This window comes from Peribacillus sp. NPDC096622 (assembly GCF_044762665.1).
Taxonomy (GTDB): Bacteria; Bacillota; Bacilli; order Bacillales; family DSM-1321; genus Peribacillus; species Peribacillus frigoritolerans_B.
The window spans coordinates 337,591-358,999 of record NZ_JBIWES010000003.1 but is presented as its reverse complement, the minus strand read 5'-3'; the positions used below and the strand labels follow the sequence as shown (position 1 = coordinate 358,999).

Genomic DNA, 21,409 nt, shown 5'->3' with positions numbered 1-21,409 from the left:
TTCGACCAGAAATCACCAAATCCTTCCTGATTAATATCTCCAACGTGTTTCCATATACCATATCCGATATAATAAGAAGGAATCTAGATGAACCATGATTGGAAGTGTAAGATATGAATAAAAAAATCGGTTTTATTGGATGCGGCAAAATGGGTGAGGCAATGCTTGAGGGCATGCTGCTTGCAGAGGTCATTTCACCTGAAGAGATCATAGTCAGTACTGCGAGTGCGGAGACCAAAACTAAAATCACCACGAAATATAACGTTAAAGGTACTTTGGATAATAAAGAGGTTGCCGGTTTTGCCGATTTTCTCTTTCTAGGGATCCAACCTGCCATGCATAAGCAAGTGCTTGAAGAAGTGAAGAATCATGTTAAAGAAGATGCTGTGATCATTACTATGGCAGCAGGAATCACTGTATCTCTAGTTGAGAACAGCTTCGAAAAAAGAGTGAAGGTTGTCCGGACGATGCCAAACACCCCTTCGCTTGTCGGTGAAGGCATGACTGCCATGTGCATTAATGATGAAATTACCGATGCTGATATAGAGGATGTGACTGCACTGCTGAATAGTTTCGGTAAAACGGAAATCCTGCATGAAGATTTGATGGACGCAGTACCGGCTATCAGCGGTTCGTCGCCTGCTTATGTATATATGTTCATCGAGGCGCTGGCTGATGGGGGGGTCCGTGATGGCATTCCACGAAAACAAGCATACCGAATGGCAGCACAAGCTGTAATGGGAGCTGCTAAAATGGTACTGGAAACGGAAAGACATCCTGCTGCTTTAAAGGATGATGTCTGCACGCCGGGCGGATCAACGATATCTGCGGTAGCGGCTTTGGAAGAGAATCAGCTAAGATCCAGCATTCTACAAGCAATGAAGGCCTGCACGGATAAAACGAAAGGTTTCAGTAAGTGAAGAAAGATGGATTGCCTATTAGCGGGCAATCTCATTTGTGTAATATTTTCATAATGTTTGGTAAAAAATGGGGCAGCATAACGAATGATTATATAGAAGAATGAAGGAAGATACTTTCGGAAGAACACGGTAAATGAAACTTTATTGGAACAGCACAGCCATGATGAATCATATCACACTCCGTATTTACCGGATATGGTGATATATCCAAGGGATACTGCGGAAGTAAGAGCAATCATGGGTTATGCAAATGAACATGGAATACCAGTCATTCCTTTTGGATTAGGATCAAGACAAGATGCATCATCACGCCAAACCGCCCTGGTGTTAACGCAAGAAAAAGAAGAAGACGACCGAATAATAAGTCATCATTGTATTCGGGAAATACATAAGGAAAGATTACAATAGGTATATCGTGACTTTTGTATTAAAAACAAGCTTTAATAGAAGACCTACTTATTTTTCCAGTAGGTCTTTTACACACAGATATTCTTAGCCAGCTGTGGCTGAATGACCATGCGCAAAGTGGTTAAAACCTTAAATTGATAGGAAGAACCAGGCCAGCACCTATATTTCCTTGTAATATTAAGTCGTAAATGCGCAGATATCGTTTTTAGTTGAAAGAATATTAAAACCAGGAAAAAATAAGACTCCAGACGATTATGTCTGGAGTCTTATTTTTTATTAAGCGTTAATGTTATTGGGGTTTAAAGCGTTTTCAACACTTACATAGTTGTACCCAAGGTCTGTGGCAACTGCTTCGAAAGTGATTTCACCGTTCGCCACATTGACGCCTTTTGCAAGTGCATCATTTTCAAGGATTGCTTTGATGGCACCTTTGTTTGCAATTTGAAGTGCAAATGGTACTGTTACGTTAGTTAAAGCTACTGTAGAAGTTTGAGGCACTGCTCCTGGCATATTTGCTACTGCATAATGCACTACTCCATGCTTAACATAAGTAGGGTTATCATGTGTTGTTATGTGGTCGACAGTTTCAAAGATACCGCCTTGGTCGATTGCAACATCGACAATGACTGAACCTGGAGACATCGATTTAACCATTTCTTCAGTAACTAGCTTAGGAGCTTTAGCACCTGGAATCAATACAGCACCGATTACTAAATCGGCTTCTTTGACTGCTTCTGCAATATTATAAGGGTTGGAGATGAGTGTAGTCAGTTCATTTCCGAAAATATCATCAAGTTGACGAAGGCGGTCAGGGCTTAAGTCAAGAATGGTAACATCCGCGCCTAATCCGATAGCGATTTTAGCAGCATTCGTTCCAACCATGCCTCCGCCGATTACAGCGACTTTACCACGTTTGACTCCAGGAACTCCGCTTAAGAGTATTCCTTTACCGCCGTTATTTTTTTCAAGGAACTGAGCACCGATTTGTGCAGCCATGCGTCCTGCAACTTCACTCATTGGTGTCAATAAAGGAAGTGTGCGGTTTACAGCAACCGTTTCATAAGCAATGGCCAAGACACCGCTTTCTTTTAGGGCCTGAGCTAGGGCCGGTTCTGCCGCAAGATGTAAATATGTGAAAAGGATTAAATCTTTTCTGAAATATTTATATTCAGATGAGATAGGTTCTTTTACTTTCATGATCATTTCTGTGCTTGCCCAAACGCTAGCAGCGTCCTCGACTATTACAGCACCAGCTTCTTGATATGCTTCATTTGTAAAACTGCTTCCTAGACCTGCGTTCATTTCGATTAATACTTCGTGTCCTGCATTGACTAATGCTACGACCCCAGCTGGAGTGATAGCTACACGATTTTCATTGTTTTTAATCTCTTTTGGAATTCCTATTCTCATCTTAATCCCTCCAATAATATGTTTTACTATTTGTATCACAAGTATAGTTGGAAAAAGAAACAGTTAGTATGTGGAAATCAGAAAAATGAAAAAGGTGTATTTGTGGAATTCCACAAACGCAGTTTAAAAAACATGGACTCGCAGGATCAAGACCTTTTTTTAAAAGCTGAATTTAATTCTTTGCAATAGGTTCTTGAATGCGCTCTAAAATCCTTCTTTTCTTATATAGCATGATTCCCGTATCGGCAATATCGGCTATCATCGACCGATTTGTAAGGGCGCCAAATATTATTCCGGCAACAGGAACCATTTGCAAAAGCTTTTTCCAGCCAAACTGATCACGGTATGTATAAACGACTTCTCGCCATCCTTGCAGTTCGGATGCTATTTCCCTTTTTGATTGGGAATCAGTCTGGTTCATTTTCGACAATTCATTTAATAGAGCCTTTTTGCCGACAACATCCGATGTTGTAAATTGTAGACATTTGACGATGAAAATACGTTCTTCGCGGTCTCTGGGATTGAAGCCATATGTGATGGCAATATCCTGAAGGGTTTTGATCGACATGCCGAGAAGGAGTGGGATGTCGATGGCCAAGGTGAAGATTCCGCCAATCCCGGTAGTGGCACCTTGAACCGTTGCCAATTTGCTGCCTGAATTTTTAATATCCTGACTCACGCTATCCATGATATGGAGGGGAATCCTTGAAACATCTTCCAGGTCAGTAATATTTAATTCGGGAACCTTTGCTTGCAGCTGACTTAGAATATAGGCTTCTTTCGTTAAATATTTTCCGCCATTCTGAATGTAGCTGCCGATTTCATCAAGCATGACACCCAATTTTTTCTGAATGAAATCCGGTGTCAACTTATCCAATAGCTTGAAGGGGATCCGGCCAATACGTTCCCAAAACCATAGTCCTTTCTGATCCTTCTCCCATTTTCCAATGATTGTTAATTCTTTTTCGAGTTCTTCTTTTGTTTCAAATTTCATATGATCAACCTTTCCACACTTCTTTTAGCATTCCATATCAAGGAATATATCATTAATTTTTCTTGAAAAATTCATCATATTGATTAAGTTTAATGTTAAGAAAGAGGGACATTTTTTGAATCGGGTCTTTTAATCGAATATTTCCCACTTCAGATATTCTTTTCAATCGGTAATTCAATGTATTCACATGGATATGAAGAATTCTTGAAGCTTCATTTGGGTTGCAATCTTTCTCTAGATAGACGGTGAGTGTTTGCAGCAATTCCGTCTGGTTTTTCATGTCGTATGCCTTTAGCTTAAGGATGGAAGGATGGACACGACGCTGTTTGTTGCTTGCAAGTGATTCAATCATTTGAAACATGCCAAGTTCTTCGTAATGTAAAATGAGTTTCATGTCATCAGGGAATATATTCTTCATTTTTAGGGTGTATAAAGCTTCTTCGTAACTTGATTTAACATCCATTAAGTTTTTATACATATTTCCAGCCGTTCCAAGGATATGCTCAACACCGAAACGCCGTTTCATCTCCAGAATGAAAAAAGGAATGAACTCATAAATCGATGAAGTGAAAGAAGGGTTGTTTTCCTGGTTGGCTCCCGCGAAAAGAATGAGCTTATTATGGTCAATGGCAAATAAGGAACTGTTTATCTTTTGAGTGGTCGTTAACATGTATGAAATGTAGCGCTCCACTTCGCGATTGATCTCTTTAGGAAATTCGAATACCAAAATGGAAAAAGCCACTGGAACATGGATGGAGAATTTCTTGTAATTTTCAATTATTTCCGATTCTTCTTGGTAGTGCCCGGTCAACATGCGCCAGAGGAATTCTTGATGACCTGCCTCTTTCCTTTTCTTTTTCAATTGCAATTGCTGTAACTGGTTCTTTGCCTCCTTGGCAGCGAATTGCAGAAATTTCATATCTTCTTCGGTGAAAGGTTCATTTACCTCCAAAGCCCAAATGAATCCAAGTACTTCATTATTTTTCCGGATGGAAACCGCAACCCTATTCCCGAGACCGACATCATTGATAGCCCCGATTTTAATGGGGGCATCTTCTTTCAATAACGCGGGGATGAAGCCATCTTTCCATAAACTGTTGATGACCTTTTCAGGGACACGTCTTCCGATTATGGTCATGATACGAGCCTGATCCGTAGTATCATCGTGAGTGCTATATGCAAGTAAGCGGTGGTTACCGTCCTCGATTGTAATGGGGCAACCTAAAACAGAACTGATTCTATCGGCAAACTCCATCATATCTCCATAAAGGTCTTTAAAAATATCTCTATTTTTTTCGAATTCCTTCATTTTTTTTGCCCCTCGCTAAAAAAAATTCCTTCTCCTTGAATTTTAAACGATTTCCTATTAATAAGCATAGATAAATCCTTTGTAAAACAGAAAATCCCTACCGATGGAAACCGGAAGGGATTTTATTTTAGAATAGGAAGTTAATTAAAAGATAAAGCAAACCAGCTAATGTAGCCGAGATGGGAATGGTAATGAACCATGTGATGATCATTCTTTTAGCCGTTCCCCATTTTACACCCTTGACACGATGCGCTGATCCAACCCCAAGGATTGAAGACGAAATAACATGGGTTGTACTGACTGGCATGTGTATTACAGTCGCACCGAAAATGATAAAGGCTCCGGTTAAATCCGCTGCAACACCATTGACCGGCCGGATTTTCATGATTTTGCCGCCAACGGTCTTAATGATCTTCCAGCCGCCGACCGAAGTTCCAAGTCCCATTGCGAGCGCACAGGAGAACTGAACCCAGAAGGCGATATCGGTACTTGATGCATAACCATTTGCAATAAGGGCCATCGTGATGATACCCATTGCTTTTTGAGCGTCGTTCGTTCCGTGGGTATACGATTGAAGTGCTGCAGTAGCAATCTGTATAGTCCGGAATTTTTGGTTTGTTTTTGTCAGGTTATTGTTTTTAAAAACAACTTTAAAGATGCTGTATACGATAAACCCGATTGCAAAAGCAATTAGCGGGGAGAAGATCAAAGCTTGAAGAATTTTCAAGAATCCTCCCCAGTTAATTCCAGCGAATCCTGCTGCAGCAATCGCTGCACCAGCAATCGAACCAATCAATGCATGGGAGGAACTGCTTGGTATTCCGTAATACCACGTTAGAAGGTTCCATATGATGGCGGCAAGTAGAGCAGCCATAATTACATATGAACCATTCGGAAGCGTGAACGGATCCACGATATCCTTCGTTATGGTCTTCGCCACTCCAGTAAATGTCATGGCTCCGACGAAATTCATGACGGCTGCCATGATGATGGCATGCCTAGGCTTCAAGGCCTTTGTTGAAACAGCAGTCGCTATTGCATTGGCTGTATCATGAAAACCATTGATGAAGTCAAATGCTAAAGCAAAGAAAACGATTAATATTGTTATAATTAATAAAGTATCCATTTATTGGGGTACTCCTTAGGCGTTTTTCATTATGATTGTTTCAAGTGTATTGGCCACCGCTTGACAGTGATCGGCAATCTCTTCAAGGCTTTCATAAATTTCTTTATATTGAATGATCCTGATTGGATCTTTTTCAACTGTAAACAAGTTTTTGATTGATTGACGTTGGATTCCGTCACAAACGGATTCAAGATCTTTAATTTTGATTGCATGTTCACGAATCATTGGCAATTTTTTAGTGGATAGTGTATCGACAGCATTTTCAATCTCATACGTACACTGTTTGATTGCATCCACAAACTTAAGCATATACTCATCTGCATTGACAATTGAGTACATTTCGAATAATGCCGCACAGTGTTCCAAACCGTCTATGACATCATCCATTCTCATGGTTAATTCAAGGATATCCTCCCGTTCGATAGGAGTGATGAAAGCATTGTTAAGCTCTTTGATCACATTATGAACCATTGAATCGCCCTTATGCTCATAGTCTTTCATGGTATCTGAAAATACTTTGAGATCGGAGATGTTCTTGAGTTTATAATCCGCGAAATAGTCAGCACCTTCTTTAAGGTTTTGTGCGATGTTAAAAAGCATTACCGCGAATTTGTCTTTTTTCGATTTAAAAGCCATGTTAAAGCCTCCCAATTAGTCATGCAAATTTACGCACTTTAGTCGTACGCTTAGTATTAACAAATTGATTGTAACGAATTCATGTAGTATACGGGAAGGTTTTTCGACGAAAATTTACAAAATCTTAATAAAACTTTACATAAAAAAACAAGGAAAATTAAAAAAAGGGAAAAACCCTGCATTTATAAGGGGGATTTGTAAAAAAAAAGCCTTTCCGATATGGGAAAGGCAAAAGGTTCTATAAAAATAAAACAATCAAATAGTAAATGATTCCAGCTAGTGAAGCGGAAATTGGCAATGTAATGAACCAAGTGACCAACATGTTTTTTGCGGTTCCCCATTTTACCCCTTTGATGCGGTGTGCAGAACCGACCCCAAGTATTGAAGAAGAAATGACATGTGTCGTGCTGACCGGCATATGCAGGAAGGTTGCACCGAAAATGATCGCTGCTCCAGTCATATCGGCAGCCACACCATTAACCGGGCGGATTTTCATGATTTTACCGCCAACGGTTTTGATGATCTTCCAACCTCCGATCGATGTTCCGAGCGCCATGGCTATTGCGCAGGATAATTGTACCCAGAAAGGAACTTCAGATGTAGAGGCATATCCGTTAGCGATTAAAGCCATCGTGATGATTCCCATGGATTTTTGAGCATCATTCGTCCCATGTGTATAAGACTGGATGGCCGCCGTGAGAATTTGTATACTCCTGAATCGTTTATTGGTTTTTCCTAAATTATTATTTTTGAATACTACCTTGAAGATACTGTATACAATGAATCCAAGCGTAAAGGCAAGGATTGGAGATAGGATCAATGCTTGTACAATTTTAGTGAACCCACTCCATTTAATCGCATCGAATCCACTAGCCACGATGGCAGCTCCAGCTATTGAACCAATGATTGCATGGGAGGAACTGCTTGGAATGCCAAAATACCAAGTGATTAAATTCCATATTATTGCCGAAAGCAGTGCAGCAAGGATTACATAAGAACCATTGTTCAATGTGAAAGGATCGACGATATCCTTCGTAATGGTATGCGCTACACCGGTAAAGGTCAGTGCTCCCAATAAATTCATGACCGCAGCCATGATGATTGCATGACGTGGTTTAAGTGCCTTGGTTGATACTGCTGTAGCGATGGCGTTAGCCGTATCATGGAAACCATTGATAAAGTCAAAGACCAAAGCAAAAATAATAATTAGCGCGGTTAAGATGAGTATGCTATTCATACATGGAGGACTCCCTTGATTTCAAGTATGTAAAGTGTATATAGATTGTGACCAATGAATGGGCGCAGGACAGTTTGCACTCCTCAATATTTAGAATGGGAGTTTTACTATTGATTATTCTTTAAAGATGGCACCTTCTTTTTTACTTGGTTTAAAGTCGAACTATACTATTGTAACGAATTACATACCTATAAGGATAGATGTTTCGTCATTTTTTTACAAAATATTTAACCTAATGAATGATTAAAAAGATAAAATGTTTCCTTTAATATATATAAATGGAATATAAGGGTGTGTTATCACTCAAGGGACCTATAAATCCCGATGCTTATGGTTAGAAATAGAAGGTGGAGGGATGTATAATTGGTAAATAAAAGTAAGGGGGAATGATGGAATGATTTCAAATATTGGGGAAACGATCACCTTACATAATGGAGTAAAAATGCCACAGTTGGGTTTCGGTGTATTTAAAGTGAAAAACGGCAATGAAACGGTTGAGTCCGTCAAGAAAGCAATAGAAGTTGGTTATCGTGCTATTGATACGGCGGCCATTTATGAAAATGAAGAAGGTGTTGGTCAGGCGATTCGGGAATGCGGAGTGCCACGTGAAGAATTGTTCATTACATCCAAAGTGTGGAATACCGAGCAAGGATATGAAACGACGCTCCAGGCATTTGATGATAGTTTAAATCGCCTTGGATTGGATTACTTGGATTTATACCTGATCCACTGGCCGGGAAAAGATAAATATCTGGAAACCTGGAGGGCATTGGAGAAGCTGTATAAGGATGGAAAGGTGAAATCAATCGGTGTAAGTAACTTCCATGTTCATCATTTGGAAAATTTACTTGCAAATAGTGAAGTGAAGCCGGTCGTCAATCAAATTGAATTGCATCCACTTTTGACTCAAGTTGAAATTCGTGATTACTGTGCAAAACATGAAATAAAGGTAGAATCTTGGAGCCCTCTAGGCAGGGGGAATCTTTTGGAAGAGCCGACAATTAATCATATAGCGAAGAAGCACGGGAAAAGTTCAGCACAAGTATTGATTAGATGGCATCTGCAACATGATCTGGTTGTAATACCTAAATCGATTACGCCGTCCCGTATCAAGGAAAATGCACAGGTATTTGATTTTTCATTGAGTTTAAATGAAATGAATCAAATAGATGCCTTGAACAAAAATGAACGGTTCGGCAGCAATCCCGATGAACTTTTGTTCTAAAAAGAATACTGCATAGGAGGGTGTCCCGATAATGGGGCATCCTTTTTCTTTTTCCTTTATGAACATAATCGGGACAGTTGCTGTTTATACTAACATATGTGACAAAGTTAAACCTATGGTATACCCGTTTAATATGTCTGATAATCCTGTTTTCGTTGCCAAATATTTTTAAAAAAAATTAGGTTTTAGATTAATTAAACGGGGAAAATAATGAGTACAGCAGCAAACAAAAAGAAAAAATTCACTAACACGAGAATTGCAAATCAGTTACTCAAGGGCTATAGCTAGCTAACACTACCCATAACTAAAACATTCACATTCATTAGATATTATGCGAATCGGCATCATACCATTTGAATGTAAAGGTTAAAAGTACTGAAAAAAAAGCATGACAATATGGAAGTGATTTGATTTCTTGGAGTCTGCTGCAGAAAATGAAAAAAATAACTAATTTGAAGGAGGAAATATATTATGGGATTTTTATGGTCATTAATTATCGGAGGTATCATCGGTTGGTTAGCAGGTATGATCGTTGGACGTGACGTACCATTTGGAATTATCGGTAACATTATCGCTGGTTTTGTTGGTGCATGGTTAGGTTCATTAATTCTTGGGAACTGGGGACCTTCAGTGGCAGATTTCGCTATAATTCCAGCATTGATTGGTGCAATCGTATTTGTCTTCATCTTAAGCCTTATCTTAAAAGGCATGAGAAAAGCTTCATAAATACAAAAATAAAGCTGGCCCAAGTGGCCAGCTATTTTTTTTGCCAAAATGAATGGATTTCGTCCCGACATGAAGAAAAACCGTATGCTGAAAAAATATGAGTAACAATTTTGGATAATATTAATGAAGAAATAAGAACACCGTCCTGAATGGAACGGTGTTTTTCTGTTTAAATGGTGACATCGAATATTTCAGGTCTATCAATGAAAGGAGCTTCAACGATCATTTTTTCTTCAGAAATCGGGTGGATGAATTCGATTTTCCTTGCATGCAGGGCTTGACGTGGAAATGTCTTTTTTCCGCCATACAATGTATCTCCGGCCAAGGGGTGATTCAAATGACTGAAATGCACCCTGATCTGGTGGGTCCGGCCGCTTTCCAGTGTGCAGCTGACGAGCGTCAAGTTTTTCTTGGAATCGCGGTTGAGCACCCGATAATGGGTGACTGCCGTCTGGCCTGTAGGGGAAACCCTTCGTCTCGTGGCATGGTGGCGGTCACGGCCAATTTTTTCTTTGATTTCGCCTTCATCCTTTTTAATGTTTCCTTCGACTAAAGCTAGGTATGTCCGCTTGATTTCCCTTTCTTCCAACATTTTATCCAGCATGGACCCAATGAGGCGGTTTTTTGCAAAAAGGACCGCACCGGTGGTATCTTTATCAAGCCTATGAATATGCTTGATCATACAGGTCTGGCCGGTTATTTGAAGATGGTGTGCGACTCCATTGAGAAGGGAGTGTGCTTCACCCGGTTGAGAAGGGTGGGTATCCATTCCAGCCGGCTTATTGGCTATCAACAACACATCATCTTCATATAAAATGGTAATTCCTAAGTCTGTCGCTTGAACTGTTTCATTTTCAGCGTGATCCAATAAGGGGATGCTGATCGTATCTCCTTCGTTAAGGAGAGTTGACCAGGTGATGTAATTCCCGTTCACTGTCACTCCTTTACTCATCCTCCATTCATGCACTAATTTCTTCGGGGCCTTCCAACGCTCCCTGAAAAGCTTTTCCAATGTTAATCCATTCCAACTTTGGAGAACATCGATTATTAAATGTTGGTTAGTTATTTTGAAATTTTCCAATTTAACTCCTACTTTCGACTCGTTTGGTTGTGCTTATATGAAAAAAATATATAATAATTACGGATAAGGTGTAAAAAAGTAACCTTGGGCCTATTGCTAAGATTTTCAGTGGTGGAAATTACCACATATTTTTTACAATATTTATGTTATTCTATGGGGAAAGAAATCCCTTGTCCTAGAATATACATATAATAGATAGGTCTAACGGATCTGAAAAAAGGTGGTTTTTTTAGTGAAGACGGTCTTTTCTTCAACGGAAGAACAAGAGCAAGAAATAGCGAGTCTCGTTTCTCGTTTCTACGAATCTGTATTTCCAAAATACTTTACGGAAAGTGAAATCCTTCATTTTCGCGAGATTGGCGTTTTAGAGCCCAATCAAAGTCCTGTTACTTACTTGGCAACATTAAGAGACGCATTTCAAGTAATGACATGTCTTCAAGTCCTTATGTCGATATTAGACAATAAAAAGAGAGTGATGGAACCCAAATCTGAAGAATTGTTCCAACATAACATAACTCTATTGAATGAATGCGGAATATTCTTCCCCTTTTATTATGACCATTTTTCAAGTATAAACCATGAAGCGAATAATGATATGCAGATGTTGGACATCCAGGTGGCGAATCAATATTTAGTATAAGGCAAAAAAAATGAGCCGGCTATAACGGGAGAAGCATTTCCGTTAGGGCCGGCTCATTTTTTCCATCCTTAATTAATATCGTGGTCCTTGAACCATTTCTCAAACGTTTCCTCATCATTATAGCCAACGATCCGTTCTTGTTCTTTGCCATTTTTATAGTGAACGATGGTAGGAGTCTTTTTGATGCCATAATCGCTCCATCCTTGTTCAAACTCCAAAAGATTGTATTGAACTAGGTCGATTCCCAACTTTTCTGCCAAAGGAGCCACGATTGGCGTGGTTTTTTGACAATGCGTGCACTCAGGACTATAGAAATAAACGGTCACATCTTCATTATCCTGGAGGTCCTGCTCCAATTCTTCCGGCAGGATCAAGTTTTGATAATTGGGGTCATCCAGCTGATCGACAGTAGCGGGTTTAAGTTTATCCTTGCCGTATGGATTCCCTTTTGATTTTTCTTCTTTTTTGAAGTTTGTAAAAACGCCCAGCAGGACAAATAGCGCGACGATTATCACTAAAAATATAGCCATTTTCTTCATTAAGCTGCAACCTCCTTGGATCTTGTCCATATGATGTAACTGCATATGAAAATAATGATGAATGCAGTCAAGGCTAGGAACGGGATGGTGATGAAACCAAATACGTTTATATATTGTCCTGTACATGGAACCTTTCCGCATGCAAGGGTGTGATCAGAAAAGAATGAAACCTTTTGTATCAAGTAATGGTACGTGGAAATGAATGCACCGATAGCGGATAATATCATGGTATAAAAGCTGATCCAATAATCTTTTCGAATGATTGCAATTCCTAATATGATCGTAAAAGGATACATGATGATCCGCTGATACCAACAGAGCGCACAAGGTTCATATTGCTTTATTTCAGAAAAATATAAGCTTCCAAACATAGCAATGATGGAAACAGCCCAGGCTGCAAATAATAAGTTTTCCACACTGCGTTTAGTATTGTTCATGGTTCCTCTTCCCCATCTCTTTTTACTCTCATGAAAAGTATAGTATGTAAGGACCGCGTCTGTAAAATATATATTCTTTTAACGGACATTCTGAATGTTTTAATTTGAAATCCTTAGGTAGGTTCAGTTGTTTTAATTTTTGGATAAGGGGTATAATTCTTATGGAAGAGATTAAAGGAGTCTGAGGAAAATGCCTAATTTGGACCTGCATAAATATGAAAAAATAATGGAAATACGTAATATGAGGCTAGGAGACATTGATGAAATAATTGCTTTGCAGTCGAGTTGCTTTCCGGGAATGGTTCCCTGGAAGCGAGATCAGCTTGAGAGCCATCTGGCAATTTTTCCGGAAGGGCAGTTTGTGGCTGAATATGATGGAAAAGTGATTGGCTCATGTTCCAGCCTCATTATTAATTTTGACGAATATGATGACCGCCATACATGGGATGATGTAACCGATAATGGGTACATCACGAATCATAATCCGGACGGTTATAATTTATATGGAATCGAGGTCATGGTCCATCCTGAATTCCGCAGGATGAAAATTGGTCAGAGACTATACGATTCAAGGAAAGAACTTGTTGCCCATTTGAATTTAAAAAGCATCATTATCGGGGGAAGGATCCCCAATTACCATAAACATGCGGATGAACTGCTACCAAGGGAATACGTGAAAGAAGTTCAATTGCATAAAATATATGATCCGGTTCTTTCGTTCCAGCTTTTAAATGGGTTCACGCTTATGAGGATCAATCCGAATTACTTGCCGGATGATCTGCAATCGAATAAGTATGCTACGCTCATGGAGTGGAATAACGTTGATTATCAGCCGAAAACAAAACGTTATTATAAAACGTCAGAACCGGTACGGATTTGCGTCGTCCAATACATGCTGCGTAAAATCGATTCATTCGATGACTTCGCTAACCAAGTCGAGTATTTCACCGACGTTGCTTCGGATGCTAATGCGGATTTCGCCGTGTTCCCGGAATTGTTCACCACCCAGCTGATGTCTTTCTTGAATGAAAGATCACCAAGCTTGGCTGTCAGGAAACTGTCGGATTTCACGGAGCAGTACATTGAATTGTTTACCACTTTAGCTGTAAGGTATAACGTCAATATCATCGGCGGTTCCCATTTCGTTAAAGAAGATGATGATAATATCTATAATATCGCTTATTTATTCCGTCGCGATGGGACGATTGAAAAGCAATATAAAATTCATATCACACCGAATGAAAGAAAATGGTGGGGCATTAACGCAGGTGACCGCGTTCGTGTCTTTGATACGGACTGTGGAAAAATCGCGATACAAATTTGTTATGATATTGAGTTCCCGGAACTTGCCCGGATTGCTACCGACATGGGAGCGAAAATCATATTCACTCCGTTTTGTACGGAAGACAGGCAAGGCTACCTGCGAGTTCGTTATTGTGCCCAGGCCCGTGCCGTGGAAAACCAAATTTATACCGTCATTTCCGGAACGGTCGGAAATCTTCCGCAAACGGAAAATATGGATATCCAATATGCCCAATCGGGAATCTTCTCTCCTTCGGATTTCGAATTTGCGCGTGACGGCATAGTCGGGGAAACCAGCCCGAACCTTGAGATGGTCCTGATTGGAGATGTCGATTTGGAGATCTTAAGGCGGGAGCGTCAGTCCGGTACTGTAAAGCAATTGAAAGATCGCCGCCATGATATATACCATCTGCATTACAAAGATGGCGAAAAATAAAGAGGAAAACGAGCTCGTGATGTGAAGAACACTGGATTTGGTTCTTTTCATTACGAGCCTTTACTTCATTTATTGGAATAAATGTGATAATTTTGTATATGTAAGGCAGATACATAATAATAAAAAAATAAGGCGTTTAGGAGGAGATGTTGGAGATGGACTGGAAATCTTTATACACCACTTGGGCAGGGTACCAGAATTTAAATGGGGAATTACGTGTCCTCCTTGAGGAAATGCAGCAGGATGAAGCACAACTCGAAGATGCCTTTTATAAAAATTTAGAATTTGGAACAGGCGGAATGCGTGGGGAAATCGGAGCGGGAACGAACCGGATGAATCTTTATACTGTAAGGAAGGCAACGGTTGGGTTGGCTCAATATATCTCTTCGTTTGGGGAAGAAGCAAAAGGAAGAGGGGCTGTGATCGCTTATGATTCGAGACATAAGTCCCCGGAATTTGCACTCGAAGCAGCTAAGACCTTGGCTACATTTGGGGTGAAGGCTTATTTATTCGATGAATTGCGTCCAACTCCAGAATTGTCATTTGCGGTTCGCGAGCTGAATGCCTATGCTGGAATCGTCATCACGGCGAGCCACAATCCGCCTGAATATAATGGTTACAAGGTTTATGGGTCAGATGGGGCACAATTGCCACCGGAAGCAGCGGATCAAGTGATCAGCTACGTGAATGCCATTGAAAGTGAGCTTGAAATTCAGGTTGAAGAAGCTGAAGTCCTTAAAGGGCAGGGCCTTATCGAAATGATTGGGGAGGAATTGGATGCCGCATATAATCGTGAGCTGCTAACAGTTCCCGAGAATCCGCAGCTTGCCGAGGAAATAGATGTGTCAATCGTCTTTACGCCGCTTCATGGAACGGCAAATAAATCCGTCAGGCGGGCACTGCAAAGCTTAGGGTACCAAAATTTGCATATCGTTAAGGAGCAGGAATTGCCGGATCCTGATTTTTCGACGGTCAAATCTCCAAATCCAGAGGAACCAGCTGCATTTGAAATGGCCATCGAGCTTGGAAACAAGGTGGAAGCGGACTTATTGATTGCAACAGACCCAGATGCAGATCGGCTTGGAATTGCCGTTAAAAACGAGATGGGTCAATATGTTGTCCTGACTGGAAATCAAACAGGTGCTCTTTTCCTGGACTACTTGCTGTCCCAGAAAAAAGAGAAAGGGATGATTCCTCAAAATGGTGTCGTCTTAAAAACAATCGTCACATCAGAAATCGGGCGGACGATTGCCAAGTCATATGGCTTGAAGACGGTTGATGTACTAACAGGGTTTAAGTTCATCGCCGAGAAAATAAATCAGTATCATGAAAGCGGAGAAAATAGCTTTTTGTTCGGATATGAAGAAAGCTACGGATATCTGATTAAAGACTTTGCACGAGATAAGGATGCCATTCAAGCGGCAGTGCTGGCTGTCGAGGTCTGTGCCCATTATAAAAAGCAGGGATTGACACTATATGAAGGGTTGCTGAATGTGTTTGAAAAATACGGCTTTTACTTGGAAGGATTGCGTTCATTGACTTTAAAGGGCATTGAGGGAGCAAAACAGATTCAAGGAATATTGAATCAATTCCGTCAAAATCCTCCTTCCCGAATAGCCGGCATTCCGGTAGTCGCTGAAGAAGATTATCAAAGCGGCAAAAAGCGTACATTACTTTCAAATGGTGAAGAATTGATCGAGCTTCCGAAATCAAATGTATTGAAGTATTTCCTTGAGGATGGTACATGGGTTTGCCTCCGTCCTTCAGGCACTGAACCGAAAATCAAATTCTATTTCGGCGTTCAAGGTAAATCAATGCCGGAAGCTGAGTCCAAGTTATCGGGAGTCATGGAAGATTTCATGAGCAAAATCGAAGCGTTGGTTTAAATGTATGAAAGCTAAACGAAAGACTTCTTCGGTCTTTCGTTTTTTTATGATGGCAAATTTTCAGTTGCATGAAAAATCAAAATTCTAGGAAATTCCTTTTCGGTTTTGGTATACTGTATTGGCGAGTGATCTCGGAAAACATCGGTTAATTGAATTTAGAGTGAGCAGCAATATAGGAATAATGGAGGTATATATTCATGAAATTAGTAATCATTAATGGTTCACCACGTAAACAAGGGCGTACGGGGATTGCCTCACGCTACATATCCAAGAAATATGGAGCGGAACTTATTGATTTAAGCAATAGCGAAATCCCTTTATATTCAGGTGAAGGTGAGCAATATCAATTGGAAGTGATTCAAGGTCTTCGGAAAAGCATCGAGGAAGCTGATGGCGTCATTCTGACCACTCCGGAATATCATGGTTCCATGAGCGGAGCCTTGAAAAATGCCTTGGATTTTCTAAGCAGTGAACAATTCACGCATAAACCAGTTGCTCTATTGGCTGTCTCCGGCGGAGGAAAAGGCGGGATCAATGCCTTGAATTCCATGAGGACAGTGGGTCGAAGCCTTTATGCAAATGTGATTGCCAAACAATTGGTTCTGGATCCGCATTGCTTCGATTACGAAAATGATGGTTTATTTGAAGAGTCTGCGGTACTTGTAGAAGGAATGATTGAAGAGCTTAAAATGTATGCAACTGCATATGCTACAATGAAAAAATGATGAAATGAGGGTCAGGTATTAAATACCTGACCCTTCCTTGTTTTTATAGGGTTTCACCAGCCAAAGTTATATCCCCGATAAACAATCCCCTTGTATAAATTTTCCCGTTTTGCAAAAACTATAATTGATTTTAACTTGGAAGTTCATTTAAATAATCACTTGTTTTTTCTGCCGCATGATCCAGATAACGAAGCAGTGCATACAGCTGGGATTGAACGACTTGATAATCATGCTCAAATCTGTAAGCGTGCAAAAAATGTTCTATTTTTTTCGAAAGAAAATGATCTTTCGTTCGAACCATCAATACTAACAAGCTGTCCCAATCAGAACGGTGTGTGTGAAACAATGCCTGATCATAATCCGCAATCCTCATGTTCTTCTCCCCCTTAATAAGGAGCTATTTGTATTTTGTTCAGATATGACAGAACATTTCCTTACAATAAGTGGTGATGTATTGGAACCGCGGTTGTTGCTTTTTACCTGAATAAAAATAAAAGGTGAGTACATGAGAAAAATAATGGTAATTGGAATATTGTTGCTTCTTTTTTTTCCTGAACCATCGTTGGCGGCAGAAGTGTATTCCCCTGAACAGATGGAAATGGATCTGCATGAAATCGAAAAGCAGTATAAATTGGATGTTAAAATAATCGGGCAAACTGAAAAAGGGAAAAAAATAAAGGCAGTCAAGTTAGGAAAAGGAAAAAGGTCGATTTTGCTGGTGGGATCACATCATGGACGGGAATGGTTAAGCTCCATACTTTTAGTGCGCATGCTTGAAGAGTATGCAGCCGCCTATCGAGCGGGCAAGCCTGTTGGAGAATATCCGTCGGAATCATTGGATGAAGTGAGCATCTGGTTCATCCCGATGTTGAATCCAGATGGGGTGAGTATCCAGCAAGGAGATTTATCCAACTTAAATGTTCTTGAAAAGGCTGCAGTATGGAAAATGAACCGATATAGCAGGAATTGGTCACGGTGGAAAGCCAACGCAAAAGGCATTGATTTAAATAGGCAATACCCGGCTGGATGGAAAGAAGTCATGAGTCATGAAACAAAACCAACGTATCAATTTTATAAAGGCGGACAACCACTGGAAGCAGCTGAAGTAAAAGCGCTTACGGATTTCACGAAGGAGATCGATCCGCTTATTGCTGTTTCCTATCATACTTCAGGAAGGGAAATCTTTTGGCATTACAAAAATGAACGGAAAAATATGGCAAGGGATTATGGGATTGCCAAAAAGACTGCAGAATTGACTGGGTATGAACTGACCTTCCCGGAAAAAGAAGCGGTAGGAAGCGGGTTTACTGATTGGTTCATAACTGAATTCCGCCGCCCGGGAATGACGATCGAACTTAGTTATTTAGTGGATGAAACCAATCCGCCGTTGACTGTGTTTCCTGAGGAATGGAAGAGGAATCGATTAGTTGGAATCATGCTTGTAAAAGAAGCGAAGCAGCTGCATAACAACTGAACATTTTTACATAATAATACTAAGCGGAAAGTATTGAGGAGGAAAGATTTTGAAAAAAGTCATCGTGATGCTAATGGGGATTTTTTTAATCATACAAGCAGGGTCCATTTCAGCACAGGCCCAAAAACCCGATTACGAAAAATACGGAAAGATTGCTATTACAGTAGTGCAGGCAGATTATCCTGAAGTTGAGATTACCGACTACGAATATAAGGGCAGAAAAACTGTGGCGAAAAATCTCGTCGAAGACGATTTCAGATTTTTGGTCGAGGATAAAGGTCAGGAGTTCAATGTCATCGTGACCGTCCAACATGATTTGAAAAATGAAAAATTACTTAGTTTGAAGGTCACGGAGCAAAAAGGAAAGTGAGATCAGGACATACGGAAATTCCAGGTATGCATCTTACCGAACATCTTCACCTCGAGAAGATGTTTTTTTCTGATTTTTTTTAAAGGTTGTCCGGAAAATGAGGGATATCGGCTTGGGTGTTAAAGGAAAGTGATGCCAATACGGTCAGCTGCCATGAAGTTTTCATTGCATTTAAGAGCAGCTAACCAGTATAGTTAGTATCAGATTGAAACAATAAGCTTGATGGTAGGGGTATTAGAAAATGAGAAAGTTTAAGAAAGTTTATGTGGAAATTACGAATATATGTAATTTGAAGTGTAATTTTTGCCCAAGTTCCAGCTTGCAAAGGACCCTGAAATTCATGGATCCTGAAGGGTTTACGGATGTTATCAAGAAAATCAAACCACACACCGATCATATTTATTTTCATTTGATGGGTGAACCGTTTTTAAATAAAAATTTGGGTACATTCCTGGATATCAGTGCTGAAAATGACTTGAAGGTTAATATTACAACGAACGGTACTTTGATTCAAAAAGTCAAAGACAAGCTGCTCTCCAAAAAAGCCCTTCGGCAGGTGAATATTTCACTTCATAGCTTTGAGGCAAACGATACAAGCAATAGTCTTGACTCTTATGTCAGTAATATTGCCGATTTCATAAATGAAGCAAACGAAAAAAGTGAAGTGATTTGTGCCATTCGTTTATGGAATATGGATACGGCTGAATTAAAAGCGAGTAATGGCCTGAACGATGATATTCTGAGCATGCTGGAGGAGAAGCTTTCATTGGACATTCGCTTAAGTGAAGCTCTTCAGCAAAAGAATAATATTAAGTTGAGGGACCGGGTTTATATAAACATGGCCGAAAAATTCGAGTGGCCGGAATTGGACCGTGACATTATCGATGAAAATATTTTCTGCTATGCTCTTAGAGATCAGTTAGGTATCTTGGTGGATGGTACAGTCGTACCTTGTTGCTTGGATAGTGAAGGGAAAATACCGCTTGGAAATATATTCGAAACATCACTTGAAGACATTTTAAATGGTGAACGGGCTAAAAATATGTATGATGGTTTCTCAAGAAGATGTGCAGTTGAAGAACTATGTAAACGGTGTGGCTACGCAAAGCGTCATAAAAAATAGATGAAGGAAAATTACGGAGTTCATCTTCGTGGTTTCAGACTGTAGACAAACTCGATGAAAACTCAGTTTGCCTGCAGTTTTTTTATTTGAAAAGTTCAATTTATTTCAGAGACTGCTCCCTTTCTTTGGTAGACGTTGATTTCCTCTCCAGGCACTCGCTTTCCGCGGGCGGTCCGCCCTCGGCGTCTTTGCGCCTGTGGGGTCTCCCTTGGACGCGCTTTTCCCGAAGGAGTCTAGCAAATCTCTTCAATCCAATGGGATTACAGTAAAAAAAACCATCCTCTCTATTCGTACTCCGAACTCCATTTGTCGCCAAACTGAAACCACCGGGTCCATCTCTGTGTTTTTTTGTGCTTGAGGACATTGCAGTCATACTTTATTGAAAATTCAGAATATTATTGTTTTATTAAAAGTCCCGTGATAAAATACTCTCTATTATTGATGAAGTTAGAACTTCATATTGTCATATAAAAAGTTTTGGATTCATATCTTGCTTTAGAGGGGATGTTTATGGATTTACAGCAAAAAGTTAAAGAAGTATTCCCTGGTTTATCAACTGGTCAAAAAAAGGTAGCAAAATACTTGTTAGTGCATTCACATACATTTGCAGTCACTTCAGCTCAAAAGCTTGGAAAAGATATAGGGGTAAGCGAAACGACAATCATCCGCTTTTGCTATTCATTGGGGTTAAGTGGATATGCAGAGCTTCAAAAACTTATTCGCAATCAGTTGATATACGAGAGCAGCAGTTTGAATGAATATCATTCTTCAAAACTTGAAGCCGCGAATCAGCCAAACTTCATGGCTCAAGTGATGGGGCAGGATATCATCAGCATCGAAAAGACAATGAAAAATTTATCAAATGAAAGTTTCTCCAAAACAGTTGATAAATTGGCGGCAGCTGACAATATTTTGATATCCGGACATCGGTTATCATTTTCGGCAGCACATTGGTTAACCTTTACGCTTAGGCTTGTTAGGGAAGAGGTTCATTTATATAAGCCTGATACAGATGATATTTTTTTACTGTTGAGTAAAATGACTGAAAATTCCGTTTTTGTAGCCATTTCATTTCACCGCTATGTTAAAGAAACTGTGAAAATAACGGAGATGGCAAAAAAGGCGGGGGCATTTGTAATTGGTGTTACGGATTCCGAACTGGCTCCAATTGCTGAATACACTGACATTTTATTGCCAATTTCAACGCCAAGGACTTCCACTATCGATACGGCACCAGTGTTATTTTCATTATTGAATAGTTTAGTAGCTGGTGTATCGATTAAAGATGAACAAGGTTTCAAAGAAAGAAAAGCTATATATGATGCGTTCAATCAAGACGATTACTTCTTTTGAGATGAAAATTCCATCAGTTTGGTGAACATGCCGATTAAACCGGGATATAAGG

The 21,409-nt window shown here is 40.0% G+C and carries 22 protein-coding genes; 12 read left to right on the top strand and 10 right to left on the bottom strand.

Translation table 11 applies throughout. From position 1 onward, the window contains the following. The first annotated feature begins 113 nt into the window (after positions 1-113). Both proC and ACIQYG_RS08170 read left to right on the top strand, forming a co-directional pair. A complete protein-coding gene (gene proC, locus ACIQYG_RS08175; RefSeq protein WP_402836922.1) occupies positions 114-920 on the top strand; it encodes a pyrroline-5-carboxylate reductase in 807 nt (268 codons plus the stop codon). A 144-nt stretch (positions 921-1,064) separates the two neighbouring features. After that, positions 1,065-1,328, top strand: a complete 264-nt coding sequence (locus tag ACIQYG_RS08170; protein ID WP_402836920.1) for an FAD-binding oxidoreductase — start codon at positions 1,065-1,067, stop codon at positions 1,326-1,328. A 276-nt stretch (positions 1,329-1,604) separates the two neighbouring features. Here the strand turns inward: ACIQYG_RS08170 and ald are convergent, their stop codons facing one another. The 6 genes from ald to ACIQYG_RS08140 form a co-directional block, all read right to left on the bottom strand. Further along, positions 1,605-2,738 (bottom strand): alanine dehydrogenase, encoded by a 1,134-nt coding sequence (ald, locus tag ACIQYG_RS08165; protein ID WP_402836918.1) that lies wholly within the window; start codon positions 2,736-2,738, stop codon positions 1,605-1,607. 172 nt (positions 2,739-2,910) lie between these two features. Beyond that, the gene (locus ACIQYG_RS08160; protein WP_402836916.1) at positions 2,911-3,732 is read right to left on the bottom strand and encodes an EcsC family protein; all 822 of its coding nucleotides are present in this window, start codon (positions 3,730-3,732) and stop codon (positions 2,911-2,913) included. Positions 3,733-3,784: 52 nt separating this feature from the next. After that, positions 3,785-5,041 carry a PucR family transcriptional regulator gene (locus ACIQYG_RS08155; protein WP_402836914.1) on the bottom strand — a complete coding sequence of 419 codons (1,257 nt, stop codon included), beginning with the start codon at positions 5,039-5,041 and terminating at the stop codon, positions 3,785-3,787. Between the two features lie 127 nt (positions 5,042-5,168). Further along, positions 5,169-6,167 carry an inorganic phosphate transporter gene (locus ACIQYG_RS08150; protein WP_241591535.1) on the bottom strand — a complete coding sequence of 333 codons (999 nt, stop codon included), beginning with the start codon at positions 6,165-6,167 and terminating at the stop codon, positions 5,169-5,171. 15 nt (positions 6,168-6,182) lie between these two features. Continuing rightward, complete coding sequence (locus tag ACIQYG_RS08145; protein ID WP_048689774.1) at positions 6,183-6,803, bottom strand: DUF47 domain-containing protein; 621 nt, start codon at positions 6,801-6,803, stop codon at positions 6,183-6,185. A gap of 238 nt (positions 6,804-7,041) precedes the next feature. Then, positions 7,042-8,040: an inorganic phosphate transporter gene (locus ACIQYG_RS08140; RefSeq protein ID WP_402836910.1), complete on the bottom strand. Its 999-nt coding sequence runs from the start codon at positions 8,038-8,040 to the stop codon at positions 7,042-7,044. A 394-nt stretch (positions 8,041-8,434) separates the two neighbouring features. Between ACIQYG_RS08140 and ACIQYG_RS08135 the strand changes: the two genes are divergently transcribed. Both ACIQYG_RS08135 and ACIQYG_RS08130 read left to right on the top strand, forming a co-directional pair. Next, complete coding sequence (locus tag ACIQYG_RS08135; RefSeq protein WP_402836908.1) at positions 8,435-9,265, top strand: aldo/keto reductase; 831 nt, start codon at positions 8,435-8,437, stop codon at positions 9,263-9,265. Positions 9,266-9,736: 471 nt separating this feature from the next. Further along, the gene (locus ACIQYG_RS08130; protein ID WP_170946860.1) at positions 9,737-9,991 is read left to right on the top strand and encodes a GlsB/YeaQ/YmgE family stress response membrane protein; all 255 of its coding nucleotides are present in this window, start codon (positions 9,737-9,739) and stop codon (positions 9,989-9,991) included. Positions 9,992-10,160: 169 nt separating this feature from the next. Here the strand turns inward: ACIQYG_RS08130 and ACIQYG_RS08125 are convergent, their stop codons facing one another. Further along, positions 10,161-11,072, bottom strand: a complete 912-nt coding sequence (locus ACIQYG_RS08125) for an RluA family pseudouridine synthase (protein ID WP_402836905.1) — start codon at positions 11,070-11,072, stop codon at positions 10,161-10,163. 232 nt (positions 11,073-11,304) lie between these two features. Between ACIQYG_RS08125 and ACIQYG_RS08120 the strand changes: the two genes are divergently transcribed. Next, a complete protein-coding gene (locus ACIQYG_RS08120) occupies positions 11,305-11,712 on the top strand; it encodes a DUF5365 family protein (protein ID WP_402836903.1) in 408 nt (135 codons plus the stop codon). A 68-nt stretch (positions 11,713-11,780) separates the two neighbouring features. On the opposite strand, the gene ACIQYG_RS08115 is transcribed toward ACIQYG_RS08120, so the two are convergent. Together ACIQYG_RS08115 and ACIQYG_RS08110 are read right to left on the bottom strand one after the other, a co-directional pair. Continuing rightward, a complete protein-coding gene (locus tag ACIQYG_RS08115) occupies positions 11,781-12,251 on the bottom strand; it encodes a thioredoxin family protein (RefSeq protein ID WP_402836901.1) in 471 nt (156 codons plus the stop codon). Then, positions 12,251-12,688 (bottom strand): disulfide oxidoreductase, encoded by a 438-nt coding sequence (locus ACIQYG_RS08110; protein WP_402836899.1) that lies wholly within the window; start codon positions 12,686-12,688, stop codon positions 12,251-12,253. The genes ACIQYG_RS08115 and ACIQYG_RS08110 overlap by 1 nt, the downstream gene beginning before the upstream one ends. Before the next feature lie 190 nt (positions 12,689-12,878). On the opposite strand from ACIQYG_RS08110, the gene ACIQYG_RS08105 reads away from it, so the two are divergent. From ACIQYG_RS08105 to ACIQYG_RS08095, 3 genes are all read left to right on the top strand, one after another. Continuing rightward, a complete protein-coding gene (locus ACIQYG_RS08105; protein WP_402836897.1) occupies positions 12,879-14,426 on the top strand; it encodes a GNAT family N-acetyltransferase in 1,548 nt (515 codons plus the stop codon). 155 nt (positions 14,427-14,581) lie between these two features. Continuing rightward, the gene (locus ACIQYG_RS08100) at positions 14,582-16,312 is read left to right on the top strand and encodes a phospho-sugar mutase (RefSeq protein ID WP_402836895.1); all 1,731 of its coding nucleotides are present in this window, start codon (positions 14,582-14,584) and stop codon (positions 16,310-16,312) included. A gap of 197 nt (positions 16,313-16,509) precedes the next feature. Beyond that, entirely contained in the window at positions 16,510-17,037 is a 528-nt protein-coding gene (locus ACIQYG_RS08095; RefSeq protein WP_053533937.1) for an NADPH-dependent FMN reductase, read from the top strand. A gap of 130 nt (positions 17,038-17,167) precedes the next feature. Here the strand turns inward: ACIQYG_RS08095 and ACIQYG_RS08090 are convergent, their stop codons facing one another. After that, positions 17,168-17,410, bottom strand: coding sequence for a YhdB family protein (locus tag ACIQYG_RS08090; RefSeq protein ID WP_402836892.1), 243 nt, complete (start codon positions 17,408-17,410; stop codon positions 17,168-17,170). A 132-nt stretch (positions 17,411-17,542) separates the two neighbouring features. Here ACIQYG_RS08090 and ACIQYG_RS08085 point away from each other — a divergent pair, with 132 nt between their 5' ends. The 4 genes from ACIQYG_RS08085 to ACIQYG_RS08070 all read left to right on the top strand — a co-directional run bounded on the left by ACIQYG_RS08085 (position 17,543) and on the right by ACIQYG_RS08070 (position 21,357). Beyond that, a complete protein-coding gene (locus ACIQYG_RS08085) occupies positions 17,543-18,511 on the top strand; it encodes a M14 family zinc carboxypeptidase (RefSeq protein WP_402836891.1) in 969 nt (322 codons plus the stop codon). A gap of 49 nt (positions 18,512-18,560) precedes the next feature. Next, positions 18,561-18,881: a DUF3889 domain-containing protein gene (locus ACIQYG_RS08080; protein ID WP_053533939.1), complete on the top strand. Its 321-nt coding sequence runs from the start codon at positions 18,561-18,563 to the stop codon at positions 18,879-18,881. 241 nt (positions 18,882-19,122) lie between these two features. After that, the gene (locus ACIQYG_RS08075; protein WP_241593573.1) at positions 19,123-20,004 is read left to right on the top strand and encodes a radical SAM/SPASM domain-containing protein; all 882 of its coding nucleotides are present in this window, start codon (positions 19,123-19,125) and stop codon (positions 20,002-20,004) included. 510 nt (positions 20,005-20,514) lie between these two features. Next, positions 20,515-21,357, top strand: a complete 843-nt coding sequence (locus ACIQYG_RS08070) for a MurR/RpiR family transcriptional regulator (RefSeq protein WP_402836889.1) — start codon at positions 20,515-20,517, stop codon at positions 21,355-21,357. The last annotated feature ends 52 nt before the right edge of the window (positions 21,358-21,409 follow it).

Excerpts from the sequence above, each read along its gene's own strand:
- proC (WP_402836922.1), top strand. The coding sequence starts at position 114 with ATGAATAAAAAAATCGGTTTTATTGGATGCGGCAAAATGGGTGAGGCA.
- ald (WP_402836918.1), bottom strand. The coding sequence starts at position 2,738 with ATGAGAATAGGAATTCCAAAAGAGATTAAAAACAATGAAAATCGTGTA.
- ACIQYG_RS08160 (WP_402836916.1), bottom strand. The coding sequence starts at position 3,732 with ATGAAATTTGAAACAAAAGAAGAACTCGAAAAAGAATTAACAATCATT.
- ACIQYG_RS08155 (WP_402836914.1), bottom strand. The coding sequence starts at position 5,041 with ATGAAGGAATTCGAAAAAAATAGAGATATTTTTAAAGACCTTTATGGA.
- ACIQYG_RS08150 (WP_241591535.1), bottom strand. The coding sequence starts at position 6,167 with ATGGATACTTTATTAATTATAACAATATTAATCGTTTTCTTTGCTTTA.
- ACIQYG_RS08145 (WP_048689774.1), bottom strand. The coding sequence starts at position 6,803 with ATGGCTTTTAAATCGAAAAAAGACAAATTCGCGGTAATGCTTTTTAAC.
- ACIQYG_RS08140 (WP_402836910.1), bottom strand. The coding sequence starts at position 8,040 with ATGAATAGCATACTCATCTTAACCGCGCTAATTATTATTTTTGCTTTG.
- ACIQYG_RS08135 (WP_402836908.1), top strand. The coding sequence starts at position 8,435 with ATGATTTCAAATATTGGGGAAACGATCACCTTACATAATGGAGTAAAA.
- ACIQYG_RS08130 (WP_170946860.1), top strand. The coding sequence starts at position 9,737 with ATGGGATTTTTATGGTCATTAATTATCGGAGGTATCATCGGTTGGTTA.
- ACIQYG_RS08115 (WP_402836901.1), bottom strand. The coding sequence starts at position 12,251 with ATGAAGAAAATGGCTATATTTTTAGTGATAATCGTCGCGCTATTTGTC.
- ACIQYG_RS08110 (WP_402836899.1), bottom strand. The coding sequence starts at position 12,688 with ATGAACAATACTAAACGCAGTGTGGAAAACTTATTATTTGCAGCCTGG.
- ACIQYG_RS08105 (WP_402836897.1), top strand. The coding sequence starts at position 12,879 with ATGCCTAATTTGGACCTGCATAAATATGAAAAAATAATGGAAATACGT.
- ACIQYG_RS08100 (WP_402836895.1), top strand. The coding sequence starts at position 14,582 with ATGGACTGGAAATCTTTATACACCACTTGGGCAGGGTACCAGAATTTA.
- ACIQYG_RS08095 (WP_053533937.1), top strand. The coding sequence starts at position 16,510 with ATGAAATTAGTAATCATTAATGGTTCACCACGTAAACAAGGGCGTACG.
- ACIQYG_RS08090 (WP_402836892.1), bottom strand. The coding sequence starts at position 17,410 with ATGAGGATTGCGGATTATGATCAGGCATTGTTTCACACACACCGTTCT.
- ACIQYG_RS08085 (WP_402836891.1), top strand. The coding sequence starts at position 17,543 with ATGAGAAAAATAATGGTAATTGGAATATTGTTGCTTCTTTTTTTTCCT.
- ACIQYG_RS08075 (WP_241593573.1), top strand. The coding sequence starts at position 19,123 with ATGAGAAAGTTTAAGAAAGTTTATGTGGAAATTACGAATATATGTAAT.
- ACIQYG_RS08070 (WP_402836889.1), top strand. The coding sequence starts at position 20,515 with ATGGATTTACAGCAAAAAGTTAAAGAAGTATTCCCTGGTTTATCAACT.